17 protein-coding genes are annotated in these 16,756 nt (G+C 26.0%); 2 read left to right on the top strand and 15 right to left on the bottom strand.

The annotated features are described in order from the left end of the window. Positions 1–71 precede the first annotated feature (71 nt). From HMPREF9709_RS03640 to HMPREF9709_RS03620, 5 genes are all read right to left on the bottom strand, one after another. Positions 72–1,682 (bottom strand): DUF4091 domain-containing protein, encoded by a 1,611-nt coding sequence (locus tag HMPREF9709_RS03640; protein WP_005398023.1) that lies wholly within the window; start codon positions 1,680–1,682, stop codon positions 72–74. A 1-nt stretch (position 1,683) separates the two neighbouring features. Further along, on the bottom strand, positions 1,684–3,360 hold the full coding sequence (locus HMPREF9709_RS03635; protein ID WP_005398021.1) for a putative ABC transporter permease subunit: 1,677 nt from the start codon (positions 3,358–3,360) through the stop codon (positions 1,684–1,686). Then, complete coding sequence (locus tag HMPREF9709_RS03630) at positions 3,353–4,072, bottom strand: ABC transporter ATP-binding protein (protein WP_005398019.1); 720 nt, start codon at positions 4,070–4,072, stop codon at positions 3,353–3,355. The genes HMPREF9709_RS03635 and HMPREF9709_RS03630 overlap by 8 nt, the downstream gene beginning before the upstream one ends. Positions 4,073–4,203: 131 nt before the next feature. After that, the gene (locus tag HMPREF9709_RS03625) at positions 4,204–4,458 is read right to left on the bottom strand and encodes a GlsB/YeaQ/YmgE family stress response membrane protein (protein ID WP_005398017.1); all 255 of its coding nucleotides are present in this window, start codon (positions 4,456–4,458) and stop codon (positions 4,204–4,206) included. A 253-nt stretch (positions 4,459–4,711) separates the two neighbouring features. Next, a complete protein-coding gene (locus HMPREF9709_RS03620; RefSeq protein WP_005398015.1) occupies positions 4,712–5,251 on the bottom strand; it encodes an NADPH-dependent FMN reductase in 540 nt (179 codons plus the stop codon). Positions 5,252–5,436: 185 nt separating this feature from the next. Here HMPREF9709_RS03620 and HMPREF9709_RS03615 point away from each other — a divergent pair, with 185 nt between their 5' ends. Next, complete coding sequence (locus tag HMPREF9709_RS03615) at positions 5,437–5,964, top strand: DUF4256 domain-containing protein (protein ID WP_005398009.1); 528 nt, start codon at positions 5,437–5,439, stop codon at positions 5,962–5,964. Positions 5,965–6,045: 81 nt separating this feature from the next. On the opposite strand, the gene HMPREF9709_RS03610 is transcribed toward HMPREF9709_RS03615, so the two are convergent. The 10 genes from HMPREF9709_RS03610 to HMPREF9709_RS03565 form a co-directional block, all read right to left on the bottom strand. After that, on the bottom strand, positions 6,046–6,945 hold the full coding sequence (locus tag HMPREF9709_RS03610) for a phosphotransferase (RefSeq protein ID WP_005398008.1): 900 nt from the start codon (positions 6,943–6,945) through the stop codon (positions 6,046–6,048). A 62-nt stretch (positions 6,946–7,007) separates the two neighbouring features. Continuing rightward, the gene (locus HMPREF9709_RS03605; protein WP_005398007.1) at positions 7,008–7,670 is read right to left on the bottom strand and encodes a helix-turn-helix transcriptional regulator; all 663 of its coding nucleotides are present in this window, start codon (positions 7,668–7,670) and stop codon (positions 7,008–7,010) included. A 29-nt stretch (positions 7,671–7,699) separates the two neighbouring features. Beyond that, on the bottom strand, positions 7,700–8,839 hold the full coding sequence (locus tag HMPREF9709_RS03600) for a trans-sulfuration enzyme family protein (RefSeq protein WP_040463815.1): 1,140 nt from the start codon (positions 8,837–8,839) through the stop codon (positions 7,700–7,702). Further along, positions 8,836–9,219: a RidA family protein gene (locus tag HMPREF9709_RS03595; RefSeq protein ID WP_005398005.1), complete on the bottom strand. Its 384-nt coding sequence runs from the start codon at positions 9,217–9,219 to the stop codon at positions 8,836–8,838. Before HMPREF9709_RS03595 ends, HMPREF9709_RS03600 begins: the two co-directional genes overlap by 4 nt. Before the next feature lie 27 nt (positions 9,220–9,246). Beyond that, positions 9,247–10,626 (bottom strand): APC family permease, encoded by a 1,380-nt coding sequence (locus tag HMPREF9709_RS03590; protein ID WP_005398004.1) that lies wholly within the window; start codon positions 10,624–10,626, stop codon positions 9,247–9,249. A gap of 7 nt (positions 10,627–10,633) precedes the next feature. After that, entirely contained in the window at positions 10,634–11,368 is a 735-nt protein-coding gene (locus HMPREF9709_RS03585) for a gamma-glutamyl-gamma-aminobutyrate hydrolase family protein (protein WP_005398003.1), read from the bottom strand. A gap of 183 nt (positions 11,369–11,551) precedes the next feature. Next, positions 11,552–12,226, bottom strand: coding sequence for an ABC transporter ATP-binding protein (locus HMPREF9709_RS03580; RefSeq protein ID WP_005398002.1), 675 nt, complete (start codon positions 12,224–12,226; stop codon positions 11,552–11,554). Then, positions 12,223–13,275 carry an ABC transporter permease family protein gene (locus tag HMPREF9709_RS03575; RefSeq protein WP_005398001.1) on the bottom strand — a complete coding sequence of 351 codons (1,053 nt, stop codon included), beginning with the start codon at positions 13,273–13,275 and terminating at the stop codon, positions 12,223–12,225. The genes HMPREF9709_RS03580 and HMPREF9709_RS03575 overlap by 4 nt, the downstream gene beginning before the upstream one ends. A 1-nt stretch (position 13,276) precedes the next feature. After that, positions 13,277–14,596 carry a hypothetical protein gene (locus HMPREF9709_RS03570; RefSeq protein ID WP_005398000.1) on the bottom strand — a complete coding sequence of 440 codons (1,320 nt, stop codon included), beginning with the start codon at positions 14,594–14,596 and terminating at the stop codon, positions 13,277–13,279. 1 nt (position 14,597) lies between these two features. After that, on the bottom strand, positions 14,598–15,026 hold the full coding sequence (locus HMPREF9709_RS03565; RefSeq protein ID WP_005397999.1) for a hypothetical protein: 429 nt from the start codon (positions 15,024–15,026) through the stop codon (positions 14,598–14,600). Positions 15,027–15,391: 365 nt separating this feature from the next. Between HMPREF9709_RS03565 and HMPREF9709_RS03560 the strand changes: the two genes are divergently transcribed. Further along, complete coding sequence (locus HMPREF9709_RS03560) at positions 15,392–16,675, top strand: ISL3 family transposase (RefSeq protein ID WP_005397997.1); 1,284 nt, start codon at positions 15,392–15,394, stop codon at positions 16,673–16,675. Positions 16,676–16,756 lie beyond the last annotated feature (81 nt).

Here is a 16,756-nt window from a genome sequence, read left to right as displayed (position 1 = left end):
TTTTCACCCCTAAGTTTTTAAAATTACTACGTCACCTAATTTAATTATAGCAATAAACAGAATTAAGTAAATTAAAAAAGCTCTTTAATACGCTTGATATCTTCATTTAATTTATTAATTTCGTTTTTATTTAAATAATCTGTACTATGAACTATTTTTGTATTGGAATTATTAAGCACTGACATTATTGTTTCTTTATCGTATTTCAGTCTTTCTCTAATTTTATATACATCATATAGAGCTTCTTTTATCTTTAGCAAACGAATAGATATATTTGGTAAATATTTTTCATCAAGTGATGGATAAACTAAGAAACAATCACCTGGTTCAAAAGACTTGTGAGTTGCATCTTTTATAGGATCTTTTACCCATGCATCATACGCCCATCTTAAAAATCCATCCGCCAAACTAGCAGAAACTATTGTAAAATAAGTTTCTCCCGGCTGACTTAAAGAGAAATTTCCAGGTTTATGCCCCACACATGAATAAAGTAAAGTAGTTTTGCCTTTATTTCTTCTATCATCCAAAAATCTATAAAATCTATCTCTATCTTTTTCAAACTCTATCATAGATACTGATACATGTGATACTTTTTCTGCATATTTTGCATTAGCAGTATAGTTATCAATTGCTGCAGCAATTTTCAAGGTCTCGCCTTTAGAGTTTTTTACTTGTTCTACAGCATCAAACACTTCTTTACAAAAACCTTGTTCATCTATTCCTAAATATATTTTTTCGAAAATATTTTTATCTTCTAGATGAGAAATAAAGTCTGTCAAGAATATTTTCCAGGTATTCATATATTTTTCAGAATCAAAATCAAATTTTTCATAAATTAATTTATCATCTTCATAATAAGTAAATGATTGATGCCAAGGAGCCATCCCGTATACAATTATTTTTTTTGCGATATTTTCTTCTAAACAAAAATCAATCCATTTATCGAAATCTGTATAATCAAAGTTAACTCCGTTCGAAGTCTTGATCCATTTAATCATTGATGGATATTTGACATCACCTTTCCCATATGTTTGACCACCCCACGCATCTTCACATAAAGTAGCTGTTGTAAACTCTCCTCCAACTGATTTATATGGTTTGATATGTTGTCTTAAAATATCAAGATGTTTTTCAGAAAAAGCCTCTACATTATAGTATTCAGCAACTCTATAAGGATATTGCCATAATTCGATATCAAAGTGATAAGAAAAATCTACAATTTTATCATCAATATTTATTGTAAAATTTTTTGAATATATCTTTGAATCAACCTCAAGTTTAATTTTAATGTCTGTATGATCAAATTGAAAAATTTTATCTATATATATTTCTATAAAAAATGATTGGAACTCATTTGCTGATAATTTGATTTCATTTTTCTTAATCAATATATCAGAAGAATCTACTCTATCCTCATCTGTATATAGTGGTATAGGTGGTACTGGTTCTCCCCCATATACTTTACTTTTTTTAACACTATAAATTGTATAGTTTATATCAGATGTTTTTTCTAAATCTAAACTAATATTTGTGTTTTTATCAGAATAAGCCAAAACATGTATAATATTTACATCATTCTTCCATGAATTAAGTTCACTTACTTCTTCTAAATTATTAAATTCTTTTAAATTAATGTTATTAAAATTTAAATTTGAATCAACAATCTTAAACAATAACGCCATTTTAGTCCATCTTTCTTAAATTTTTTTCATATAGTTTTACTAATACTTTATTTAATATAAATGTTGATATAATAAACACCATTAACCATGATATTGCAATATAAAAAATACTATCACCAATTTTATCAAATTCCAAACCTACAGTTAGATATACTGAACCAGCCATTAATATTGCAATCACAAAAAATATTGCTATAGGTATTAATGATTTTGCACCTTTTATGGCTTTTGAAGGATTTTCCCATTTCGTGTCAACTATTAATATCCCAGGGATTAAACAAACTGTACTCATAAATACTATGGTAATTAAAAATGTTAAAAGTATTGTTAATATGACTAAAATACTTGGTCTTAATAAATACATCAAAGCCAATAACATTGGAATTCCAGATAATATAGTTATAATAACGGACGCCAAAATCCTTCCATTTACCTGATCAGTCGCTTTAATTGGTAGTGATTTCATCAACCAAATATTCTTTCCTTCTCTTGTGAATGTTGAACTGGTTGTTTCTGAAGTATTAGATATAAACATTGTTATTATCATTACACCCAAAATAACCAATCCCATTGTTAATAAATTAAAATTATTTAAAAAACTTCTTAACATGTCAAGAGTAGATTGCATCGCTGTATTATCCCATTCTCCAGTGAACATTGGAAGAAATAATAATACTAAAATAATTACACCACCAAGCAATTTATTCATAAAAAATATTGGTGTAGATAAAATATTTTTTATATCTTTTATCATTATTTCTTTTATAACTGAAGTATTTCTAATCTCTCCAGCCTTTCTGTTTCTCTTATTTTTAACACTTCCAGCTGATAAAATACCTTGAACCATTATCTTTGAAAAAGTCTTAACGATAATATATAACAGCACTCCAGCTATAATTGCAAGTGCTAAGATATTCATTATAACTATCAGTGCATTATCAGCAAATAAAGCATTTATCATTAGTTTCAAATAAGGCATAGTAATATATACTTTATTAGTAAAATCTGATGCTTTATCAATTAATTGTGAAGATGCAAAATCTCTAAACATAATTTGTATATAAACTTGTAAGAAAATCATTACTAACATTAAAATAAGTGTAGAAATAAATCTCAATATTTTTTTATATGTTTCGCTTCTATTAATGTATTTCATAACAAATGTAGAAATAAATGATACTATACTTAATATAATTGAAGTTACAAGATAAATTGCAATCAAAGCAATTATATAAAATAGTATACTTTTATTCAGATATCTACCTACTTTTATCAACATAGGTAAGGTAAATAAAAGTGAATATGCCATAGCTGAAAAACTTGAAAATATCAAATTGCTCAACATGATATTATCTGATTTGACAGGTAATGTTAAAAGAATCTTTACATCATCTGAATAATATGTCTTATATATCAAAATAGGCATATAAAATGCTATTATTAAAAATATATAGACTGCCATTGCGATAATAATTATTTCTTTATGTGCACCATTTTTTAAAAAGATATCATAAATCGCAAATAAAAACATTTGAGCTATTACAAAATATATTAAAATAAAAATAGATGCAAAAATAGCTGTTGCTATTTTCTTACCATTTTTTTCACTATTAAAAAATGCTTTTAAATCAAAGTAATACCCTAATTTTTTCTTTAACAAAACTCTTAAATCATTCATTTGTTAACTCCAAGAATAATTGTTCTAAATCACCTTTATAATTTGAGTGTTCTTTTAATTCTTCAATAGTACCTTGTGCGATTATATTGCCTTTATTGATGATTATTATCCTATCACAAATTTTTTCAACAACTTCCATCACATGTGATGAGAAGAAAACAGATTTATTTTCTTTACATCTTTGCTTAAATATTTCTTTAAGATTAAATGAAGACTTTGGATCTAGTCCAACCATCGGCTCATCCAAAATCAAAACTTCTGGATCATGAACTAAAGCAGAAATAAGTGCAATTTTTTGTTTCATACCATGGGAATATGACGAAATTAAATCATCCAAATCAGGGATTAAATCAAATAAATTAGCATATTCCTTTGTTCTTTCTTCTATCAATTCTTTTGGCACTTCAAATATATTGCCTATAAAATTAACAAATTTTCTTCCCGTCATATTTTCATAAACTTCTGGATTGTCAGGAAGATAAGCAATCTTTTTCTTTGCTTCATAAGAATCATTAATCGCATCTATCCCTTCAATACTGATTTCACCCGCATTTGGCTCCAATAATCCGACTATCATATTAATTGTAGTTGTCTTACCAGCACCATTAGGTCCTAAAAAACCTAAAATTTCTCCCTTTCTTACATCAAAACTGATATTATTTACTGCAACTTTATCTCCAAAAACCTTTCTAAGATTTTTTACTTCAATCATGAAATCCTCCTAATATAAATTATACACTCATATATATTAAATCACATTTTCGAAATTTAATAAATGTATTTAAATAAAAAAAATCATGTAGAACTAAACATCCTACATGATTAAAATATATTAGACAATAATTATTTTCTTGTTACTAAACCAATAATCCATAGTAAAATAACTGCACCAAGTACTGAAATAGCTATACCACCAATGGAGAATTCTCTACCAACTGGAGCTACTCCTACTTGAGTTGCTATAAAGTTACCAATTGCACCACCGATAATACCAACAATGATATTAGCGAATGCTCCCATTGATTGATCCTTGTTCATAATCATACTAGCAATCCAACCTGCTAGTGCACCTACTATAATACTTACTATCCAATTCATAATTTATCCCCTATGTTTTTTATGAATATCTAGTTTAATAGAAAATATAATACAATAAATTAAATCTCTAAACTAAATAATATTATTATTTTCTATAACTAATATGTACCCAGTTATTTTAAATTGAAAACAATAATCATATAAATTGTAATCTTTTAGTAATATATTCCTAAAAATTATATAAAAAAAAAAGACTGTTCTAAAATAACAAAAAGTTATATTAGAACAGCCTCATCATTTGTTATGATATTAATTATTTATTAAATAAATTTATAAATCCATCTGCAAATGCTTGAAAGAATGGTTTTGAACTTTCTATAACATTACCATTTTCATCAAATATATTTTGTACTGCTCCTAGCATTAATTCAGGTTGAGATAATACTTCAGCGCCTAAGAAAGTTAATATTGTTCTCATTTCATAATTAGATCTTAACGCACTTGTACCAGATATTGAAGCAGAACCTACAGCAATTTTTTTACCTATCCAAAGATTGTGTCCCCATGGTCTTGTAGCTATATCAATTGCATTTTTTAATGCAGGTGCTACGGATCTGTTATATTCTGGTGTGAAAATAATAAATCCATCTTTTTCAGTAATTTTTTCTCTAAATTTTTCAATAATTTCTGGTGTTTCCACATCAAATTCTTCATTGTAGAAATGTAAATTTCCAATTTCTAAAAATTCAACTTCAAAATCTTGAGGTAATAATTCCACTATAGCTTTTGCAGCCTTTTTATTAAATGATTCCGCTCTTAAACTTCCTACCATAACTCCAATTTTCTTTGACATAATTTTTCTCCTTTATATATATTGTCATTTATTTGTAATTTCTAACTACAACATCTAATATACCCCCCGGGGGTATTACCTAAACATCATTTTTTTGCAATAATGTAATTATTTTTAATAATATTAAAATAAATCATTTTTTCACTAATACGTTATAATAGAGTTAAATATTATAGGAGGATAAAATGGAAACAGAAGTTTTACTAAACATATTAAAAGAGAGAATAAATAAAAGCGCATTTGTCAATGTAGAGTGGGACAAAATTGAAGATAAAATCTCTAAAGATGATAAAATAATACAAGCTTTAGATTACATGGAAGAAACTGAAGGTGAACCAAATATAGTTTCTTACGATGATAAAAACGATAAATATATAATTATGGATACAAGTAAAGAAAGCCCAAATAGGAGATCTTATTGCTATGATGATAAAGCATTACAATCTAGAAAGAAAAACAAACCAGAAAATAGTGCAATGAAAATATGCGAACAATATGGATTGACAATGTTAAATGAAGGAGAATATAAATTTTTACAATCATTAGGAGACTTTGATTTAAAAACTTCATCCTGGTTACTTACTCCAGACAGTATAAGAAATCTTGGTGGAGCTATATTTGGAGATAAAAGATATAATACTTGTTTCATATACCACAATGGTGCAGACTCCTATTATGCTGCAAGAGGATTTAGAGCAAAGATTGAGATTTAGGTATATTAAAAATTATTTTAAAAAATAATAAAAGGAGCTGATTCTAAAGACTTTCTTTTTTTTAGAATCAGCTCCTTTCTCTTATTTAATCCCCATATACCACGTTGGTATATCTAATTCTAGGTTTTGATACCATTCTAATTGTTTTTTTATCATAAAATAAGCCATTTCTATGTCTTTCTTGCCAAATTGCATAGCCCATGGCAATTGAGATATCATCGCCTCAGCCGTATAAAACTTAAGAATTTTCCAAAATTTATCTGGAATTTTATTATCAAAATATGAATTTATTAACGCAGTCTGAAAATACTTATTGACTATTACATTCCACCTGTAAGTCTTAAGCTCATCATAGGGATCAGCAAAAGCAGATTTGTCAAAATCTATTATGCCTAAATCATCATCTTTTATTAACATATTTCCTAAATGATAATCTCCATGGCAAAATTTAATTGGTTGATTATCAATTATATGTGCATTTTCTCTATAGTATTTGATAATCTCATCTTGCATTTCAATTTTTGCACCGCAATTTTCTATTGCAAATATTTTTCTTTCTATTTTATTTTGATAATTTTCCTTCCAAGTTTTTTCTTGTCTACCGACATCTAATGAATGGATTTTTTGTAATATACAACCAGCTTCATATCCAAATTTATATGCTGTTTCATCATCAGCATCATGTAACATAACAATGCCATCTCCACCCTCGATAAAACTTATAATCATATAAACATAGTCATTATCTAATAAACCAAAGTCTATAGCTTTAGTTGTATTGATATCTAAAGTGGAAACTTTTTGTAACATCTTATATTGTCGTTTTCTCTTTTCGTACTGATCAGGGGGAGAAATTCTCAAAATAGTCTTATTGTTATCTTTATCAATTAAGATATATTTATCATCAACTGACCATCCTTTATTAATAGGCTCTATCTTTACAATATTATATTTTTCAACAATATTTTTTATATTATCCATAAAACCCCCTATCAAATTATTTTTTATAGGATAACATAATATTTAGAAATTATCAAAAAAATTTACTGTTCACTTTTAACTTGTTGAATATATTTATAAATGCTTACTTCTGACATAGAAAAAACATTAGCTAGTTTTTCAATACTATTTTTCAAGTTGAAAAATTCTTTTTGATATAGAGAACGCACAATTGCGACTTTCTCATCTTTGGTAAGAGGATATTTAGATATATCTTTACCTTGAGTTTCTTCTAAAATTACAGCATCGATCAAATTTTCAGAATTTGAAAAAAATGTTTCCTTAACAAGTTCTTCATCGTCATCTATGTATTCTATTGTGGTTTCTTCATCAATTATTTTTAAGCTTGCCTCAAATAAATTTTTCAATTTTAATATTTTAGATTTATCAGTATTTAGACAAATCATACCTATTAATTTATTATTTTCTTTAATAAAAAATGAAGATGAATATAACTGCATACCGTTTAGTGATTTTGTACGGTAATTAACAATATAATCTTTATGTAAATATATCTTAGATTTAAATACATCCATAACAAAATCTGTTGCTGGTGCACCTTTTTTTCGACCAGATAAGTTATTTTTTATATAAACGACAGAATGATCAAAACCATTTCTAAAATCCTGTAAAACAACTTCTGTATCTTTACCTAAAAATTCAACAAGAAAATCTAAAAATTTTATATATTTATCTAATATATCCATTCCCCCTCCTACCACAAAATTCCAAATATCTAATCTTCTAGTGCCTGCTTAAAATCTTCAATTAAATCATCAACACCTTCTATACCACATGAAAGTCTTAACAGCGTGCATAACACCCCTTGTTCTCTTCTTTCTTCCTCAGATAGACATGCATGAGACATCGTTGCAGGGTGAGAGATAATGGATTCAACACCACCTAAGCTTACAGCGATAATAGGAATCTTTATTTTATTTGTAAATTTAATTAAAGCTTCTTTTGATTCTAATTCAAATGATAAAACAGCTCCGCCATTTTTAGCTTGACTCATGTGTATATCATGGTTTTTATGATCTTTAAGTCCTGGATAATATACCTTTTTTATTTTAGGATGATGTGATAAAAAATCGGCTATTTTTTGAGCATTTGATATAGACTTTTCTAATCTTATCCCCATAGTTTTTATCCCTCTTAAGACAAGCCATGCATCTTGTACACCTAAAATCGCCCCAAAATTCTTTTGATATAGTTTTAATTTATCAAAAATTTCTTCATTGTTCGTAGCAGCCAATCCTGCAACAACATCACTATGACCATTAATAAACTTAGTCACACTTTCAACTACTATATCTACACCTAGATTTATACAATTTTGAGATAAACTTGTCATAAATGTATTATCTATTACACTTAAAATATTTCTTTGTTTACAAATTTCCACAATAGTTTTTATATCTGTTACTTTCAATAAAGGATTTGAAGGTGTCTCAATATATATCATCTTTGTGTTAGTTTTTATATGTGATTTAACCACTTCAATATCTGACATATCAACATAAGATGTTTCTATACCATATTGTGGTAATATTTTTCTTGAAAATTGACAAGTTCCTCCATATACTTCATTTGGAAAAATTACATGATCTCCATTTTTTAATAACATCAATACTTGAGATATTGCTGCCATTCCTGAAGAATACACTAATGCGTATTTGGAATTTTCAATACATGCAATTGCTCCTTCAAGAGCATCAATCGTTGGATTTGAAAATCTTGTGTACATATGTCGTTTTTCTTCAGTATATAAATCACTCACGCTAAATGTAGAGGTTTGATACACTGGTATGGAAGCCGCACCAGTGTATTTATCAACTACATCATATCCATGTAAAAGTTTAGTGTTACACATCATTCTACCTCTGCGATACATTCTATCTCAACTAAAGCATTCATCGGTAATTTACCAACCTCAAATGCAGTTCTTGCAGGATATGACTCTTCAAAAAATGATTTATATACTTCATTAAATTTAGCAAAATCATTAATATCTGAAAGATATACTGTTGTCTTTACGATACTATTTAATGAAGAGCCATTTTCTTCTAAAATGTATTTAATATTATTCATTGATTGTTCTACTTGCCATTCTATAGAATCTACTTCATCAATTTTACCAGTTTCTGCATTTATAGGTAATTGACCTGAAGTGAAAATTAAATTTCCAACTCTAGTTGCTACACAATATGCCCCTACAGCTTTTGGTGTTTTGTTACATGTTAATCGTTTTATCATACTTCCCTCCTCAAATCTTTAATTCAATTATTTTCTATGTGCTTTCTTTCTCCAAATCATAAGAATAAGTGGCATAATTACATATCCTATAATCATTGAGACTATAGCAAATGTATTTGTTACACTTTCTCCTGATTCATTTAATGTTGTAAATTGACCTTTCCAATTAAATTTGTATAATAGTAATAAAGTAAAAACAAATGCAATTATTGGTATAATAAGATCTACAATCGTACTCTTTTTAACTTTATTTACTTTTCCTTTTTCTTTTCCATAATAGAATGTAATCAAGGCTAAAGGAACAATCAAGAATTGAACAAAACGAGATATTGAACTTATAATCATGATACTTGTCATATCAAATTTAAATGCTAAAGGTATAATAATTGCAATTGTTATAGTTACTAAAAAGGAAACTATTGGGAATCCCTTATCAGTACGTTTTGCAAATACACTTGGGATTTGCTTTTGTCTAGACATGGCTTCAAGGATACGTGGTGTATGGAAAGAAGCAGCAACATTTATACCAAACATTGATATTAAAGCTCCTACTATGATTATTCTATTTATAATTGGATTTTGGAATACATCAGCAAGTGCAACAACTTCTTTTGATTCTACAATTGCTTTTGGATCAATCATAATAGCAACACCAACAATACCAATATAAATAATAGCAATAATTCCAATAGCTATCGGTATAGCTCTTGGCAAGTTCTTTTCAGGTTCTTCCATATCTTCTGATCCACTAGCAACACTTTCAAACCCTGTGAATGCATAAAATGCTGCAATAACTGCCATTACCCAAGTGGATATATCCATATTTGATCCTAAAGCTTTGCCACTGTCATCTACTAAGTTTTTAATTGAATCAATATTATTTACACCTGAAAAAATAATAATTCCAAATCCTACCAATATAGTTGTAATCAGGGCCGCAACTTTACCTATAGTAGATAAATTATTAATTGCTTCAAAAACTTTTGTCCCTAATAAATTGATAATTAATAATACAGCCATTAGCACTAAAAAACCAATACTAATATTTACAGTATTTGAACTATCCATCTTAAAAATATTTAACACTGTTTTTATAACTGCTGTCCCCATTACTCCCCATGCAATACTTGCTGCGAAGTATCTAGTTATACCAACATAAAAACCAGCGTCATTACCAAAAGCTTCTTTTGTGTAAGCATAAGCAGCTCCACCACTTGAAACATATTTCGCTGCAGCAGCAAATGTCACCGCTAATACTGCTGCAAATATAGCAGCAAGTACATAAACAATAAGTGCCTTATCGCCAGCTTTTGCAACTACTGAACCTGGTGATAAAAATATTCCTGTCCCAATTATTGAATTAATTGTCAATAAAATTATCGAATAAAATCCTAATTTCTTCTTCATGATTTCCTCACTTTTTAGCTTGATCTATTAGCTCTTTAAATATATTATTCATAAGCTTTTCTTTTTTATGTAACATCTCAGGATGCCACTGTACCCCTAACATAAACTTATATGATTTATGTTCAATAGCTTCAACTACACCATCTTCCGCTTGTGCTGACACTTCTAAATCATCACCTACCTCTTTTACAATTTGATGATGAAATGAATTTACAAGTATTTTTTCATCTTCTAACAATGAAAATAATTTACTATCTTTTTTTATATGTATAGTATGTGTCACCAAATCTGAAGAATGTCCTTGATTATGTTTAAATGTCTCTTCATCTCTATATGATAAATCTTGATATAAAGATCCACCATGAAACACATTTATTATTTGAAAACCTCGACAAATTCCCAAAATCGGAATATCTTTCCTTATTGCTAACTCCAATAACTTAAAGTCATAATTATCTCTATCAGGATATACCTCACCTATTTTCTGTAAAGGCTGATCAGAATAATTTAATGGAAATATATCATGTCCACCAGATAAAATTAAAGCATCTATATTATCTATGTATGATTCGATAATGGATTCATCAGTTGTTACAGGTAATATAAATGGAACTCCCCCATTAGCAATAACAGATAACACATAATCTTCATTAACATATGAACGTCTATAACCTGGGAAAATACCACCTTGATCGACAATCACACTACCTGAAATACCAACTACTATTTTGTTATGTTTCATTATGCCTCCTATAATATTTTATAATGCATTATAATATTTTATAATATTATAATCATATTCTACAATATTATGTTAATGTTTTCAAGATAAATAAAAAAAATAGAGCTAGATTTTACTCTAACTCCATTTAATCTTATTATTAATCTTTTTCTTATAAAAAAGTATGATTTATATATTCTTAATTTAATACTTAAAAATATTTTTATTTTCAATTTTATATCTTATTTTTGCTCTATTTGCAACACTTATATCATGTGTAATTAATATAATTGTAATTCCTTGTTCATTTAATAAATCAAACAAATTTAATATTTCTTCTTTTTTTGATTCATCTATTGAACCAGTTGGCTCATCTGCAAGAATAATATCCGGTTTCTTTACAATTGCACGAGCTATTGCTACTCTTTGTTTTTGTCCCCCACTAAGTAATCCTACTTTTTTATTTAATATTTTAGTATCCAATCCACAAGAAATAATCGATTGTTTTATTCGATTATTTAGTTCTTTTTTATTCGATTTTTTTTCTAATATTAATGAAACATATATATTATCATAAACTGTAAGTTCATCTAGTAAAAAATAATCTTGAAATACATATCCAATTCTTTTTCCTCTAATTTTAGCTAATTCGTTCTCACTTAATTTAGTTACATCCATATTATCAAAAAGATATGTACCTGAATCAAATTTTTCAATCAAACCAATAATATTAAGTAAAGTCGTTTTCCCTACACCACTAGTACCCATTATAGAAATGTAATCTCCTTTATTAACACTAAAATCAATATCTTTTAGTACTTGAAGATTATCTAACCCTTTAGTAACAAATGTTTTTGATAGTTTAGACATACTTATCATATATTAGACTCCTTAATATTTTTTGAAATAAATATAGTAAAATTATTAATTAATATTAGCAACATAGATAATAAATAGAAAACAATATAAATTAAGAATACATATATATAATTTTCTGCATACATAAGATTATTATTTATATTAAAAATATTATTTAAAATAAATTTATTAAATAATAGATAAGATAATATTGAAAAAATATTAGCAAATACAAAAGTCAATAAAATTGACACAATCTCTGAAATATAAATTTGCTTTTTGCTAAATCCAGATAAGAGTAGTACATTCATAAAATTTGCTTTTTTGTATAATGTAAATTTATATAAACTGTACATATTTAATAAACCTAAAACAAAAATTATAAATGAAAATATTATCTCATCCAATATATTTGAAATATCATTATTTGGATGATCTATTTTTAATGTTTCATCATTAAATATATTTCTTGCGCTTTGAAGAAATTCATTAATATCATTTCTTTTTATTTTATCATTTGCTCGTAAAAAATACCCATTTACTTTCAAACCAAGTTTTTTATAATCCTTATATGAGATAATAAACGTATTTTCAATATTATAATTACTTACTCCAACAATAGTAAAAATACTGTCATTTATTTTTATTTTATCATGTAATGAATATCCATTTTTACTAAAATATTCTGGTGAAACAATTATATTTCCAGAAGAATTATTATCAATTATTTCTCCCATTTTCAAAATGTTGTTTTTCTCTCCATATATTACACTAAATTTTATTTTATCTATATATTCGTCTTTACCATGTTCTAAATCAGGCAATTCTAATAAAAAGTTTATATTTCGAAACTTATCAATTTTTTCTAATTTTTTGATAATATTCATATCAATTCTATCTATATTTCCATATATTCCAACATTTTTTAATATCTCTAAATTATCCTTGTAATACTGAAAATTTATATTTCCATATAATTGAAAAATACAAAAAAGAATAATCGATAGTAGTAAAGAATTATATAAAACCCATTTAATAGTATTTTTTATATAAAATTTTATATACCTCATTTCATTTTCCTACTTTCTTATCAGTTTTATAAAAATTAATCATCTTTATACTGGATAAAACTATATATATTAGAATAATACTAAATACAAATAGTGAAATAATTAAAATTTCATTTAAAGTTAATAATGATCTGATTTTACTAAAATAAATATCTCCGGTGATATTTGCATAAAATCGAGAATTTCTTATTAGTGAAAAGATTGTATAAGGTAAAAATACAATTATAAAAGGTAATATATTTGTAATAAAATTTGCAATAATAATATCTTTTATTTTTGCTCCATTTAATCTATATATTATAATAGCTTTCTTTGTCTTTTTTGAATTAATAAAAGAAGAAACTATAATAGTTGTAATAATCAGAATAATCGCAATAATTATTTTATCAACTGACTTACTTAATAAATAATTGATATTATTTTTTTGGTTTTCAAGCAATTGTTTACTTGTATTGGAATTACCTATATTAAGTGATAATATTTTTTCATTAAGTTTGTTTATTTCTTCGTCTTTAGTATTTTGATTAAAATAAATTATTTTAGAAAATAAGTTATTACTCGACATTTTATCAATTGAATCTATTGATTTTAATAAATCGTTATATTCAAAAAATATATGTATATCATTTACAGAAGGTAACTCATAATCAAATAATAAACCTGCCGATGAAATTCCATCAGAGTAAACACCCCTACTTATAATATTAGGAATATCATTGCTAAGAAATCCAGCAATCTGTATTTTTACATCTGTAGAATTTACCGTTTTATCATCATAGTAATTATTTATTGATGTTTCAAAAACATCTCCAATATTAAAAAGCTCTCTTGTTCTATCATTAGATAGTATATAAGCTTGAATAGTATTTTTTTTAATATTATCAGAAGAAATTAAATCGATTTTATCCCTTAAATATATATCAAGTATTTCTTTTTCAATGACTTCTGCATCATATTTTTCACCATTTATTTCAAAAAAATATCTATTTATATTAGGAGAAGTAGAAGTAATATTGCTATTACTTCTACTAATTTCCTCTAATTTTATTAAATTAGTTTTTATTTTATTTATAATATCATTTTTCTGTTTCTTACTTATATCCATAACATTAAAATTTATCGCATCTATATCATTATAATATAGTATAGACTTGGACAATGCAGAATTTTTAAATGTATTATATGTTTGATTAGTAAATCTATAGTTAGGAACAATTCCCATAAAAACAATTAGCATAAATAAAAATTGTAATAATAAAATTATAAAATAATTCTTTAGTAGTTTAATATTTAATTTTGTTAAATCATAAATTCTTTTCATATTATTTTATTGTTATCTTATATTGATTTGATCCACCTTCTACTTTAAGATATGAATCAGTTTTAAAGAAATCATATTTTGCTTCTGAAGTCCTACTCGCCTTTTTCCCATTGAATTGTTCATCAATTTTATATACATATTTACTATCACCAATAGCATTCTTATATTGCATATATACGTAATTTCTATCAAAACCATATGCTTCTCCATGGAATTTTGCATCATCAAATGGAACCACAGAACCATAATCATGAAAAGCATACATTCTTCTATACTCGCTAGGTTTATATTCTAATACTTTTTTTTGATTATTTGGAATACTAATTTTTGTTTGAAATGAATTTACTAAGGAACTAAATACAAAAATTAAAGCGAAAGCCATCATACTTACTAATAATTTAATATTCTTTTTATTTTTTATGTTTTCCATTTTTCCCTCCAAATAAATTATTTACTTATGCTATTTTAATTATATCAAAAAAAAAAAAAAAAAGTGAACATTTTCATTCATTAATTAATAAACTGTATAAACGTTCTATATTATACAATTTAGCGAGAACAGGAATAAAGATTTAACTTATTTATTTAATTTTTTGAAAACATTAATTTTTTTATACTTTATAAAAAATAATTAAAAAAGGCAGCTTTTACACTGCCTCTAAAATATGGTTCTACAATAAATAGTGTTGGTGGATAAATTTCATCAACGCTATCTTTAATTTAAAATAAAAAAAGACAAATTGCTCAATTTATCTTAGAATTAGATTAACCAAAAACATATCTAAGGAGAACAAAATGTCTTTTAATAATTTTACTACAAAAATGCTTTCAATAACAGATGATAATATAAGTTTTTCTGATGAAATTTATGAAAAATTGATTAACAATCTTCATACTATTGTTTTTTGTGCTAAATTAACATATAAATCTCACTCTTGCCCTAAATGTGGTAATTGTGATGATAGTAAAATAATTAAACACGGTAGCAAAAATTCAATTGTTAGAATTCTTCCTGTAAATGGTCAACCTGCCGCCATTGATCTTAAAAAACAGAGATTTCTTTGCAAAGAATGTAAATCTACTTTCATCGCTGAAACTAGTCTAATTAGTAAATTTAAATCAATTTCAAATAGACTTAAAACTAAAATTTTAAAAGATATTTCTCTAAAAGTAAGTGAGATTGATATCGCTAATTTAAACAATGTTTCTCATTCTACTGTTTCAAAATATATTGACAAAGACTTTAGATCTTACAGACCTAGTTATCTTTGGTTACCCAAACATATTTCTTTCGATGAGTTTAAATCAACTAAAGATGCTGACGGTTCAATGAGTTTCATTTTTACTGATGTTGAAAATAATAAAATAATTGATATTGTTGAAAATAGACAACTTCATTTTCTGACTAAATACTTCTCTAGATTTACAGATGAAGCGAGAGCTATGGTTGAGACTGTATGTATTGATATATACACACCTTACATGAGTTTGATAACAGAGATGTTTCCTAACGCAAAGATAATTCTTGATAGATTCCATATTGTAAATTTAATATCTAAAGCCTTAAATAAGACTAGGATAGCTGCTATGAAAAATTTTAACACTTCAACTATGGAATATAAACGACTTAAAAAATATTGGAAATTAATTCTTAAAGATTCTTCTACCTTACGATCTTCACATTTTTACAAATATACACATTTTAGAGAGCTTAAGTCTCAGGAAACACTGGTTGAAGATTGTATAAAATGTGATCAAGAGCTTAAAGACACTTATGATGCATATCAAATAATTCTAGGCGACATTAGAACTAAAAATTTTGAAGATTTACAAACACATCTAGTAATGCTAAAAGATAATGTATCAGATGAGATGAGGACAGTATTTGAAACATTAATTGAACATATAGAATATGTGACCAACGCATTAAAATATACTTATTCAAACGGTTATACTGAAGGAGTAAATAACTATATCAAAACTATAAAAAAGGTTGCTTTTGGATATAAGTCATTCTTTCACTTTAGAAATAGAATATTAATTTCTTTCAAATTAAAACAACAATTTAATACAATTTAAAATAACAATGGAGCTAGATTCTACTCTAACTCCAATAAAATGTTATTCTAATTCTTTACCAACACTATTTGACAAAGAACC

Origin of the sequence: Helcococcus kunzii ATCC 51366, from assembly GCF_000245755.1 — a bacterium.
GTDB classification, from domain to species: domain Bacteria; phylum Bacillota; class Clostridia; order Tissierellales; family Peptoniphilaceae; genus Helcococcus; species Helcococcus kunzii.
Note: the sequence above shows the minus strand (reverse complement) of the source record. Positions and strands in the feature narration are given on the sequence as shown.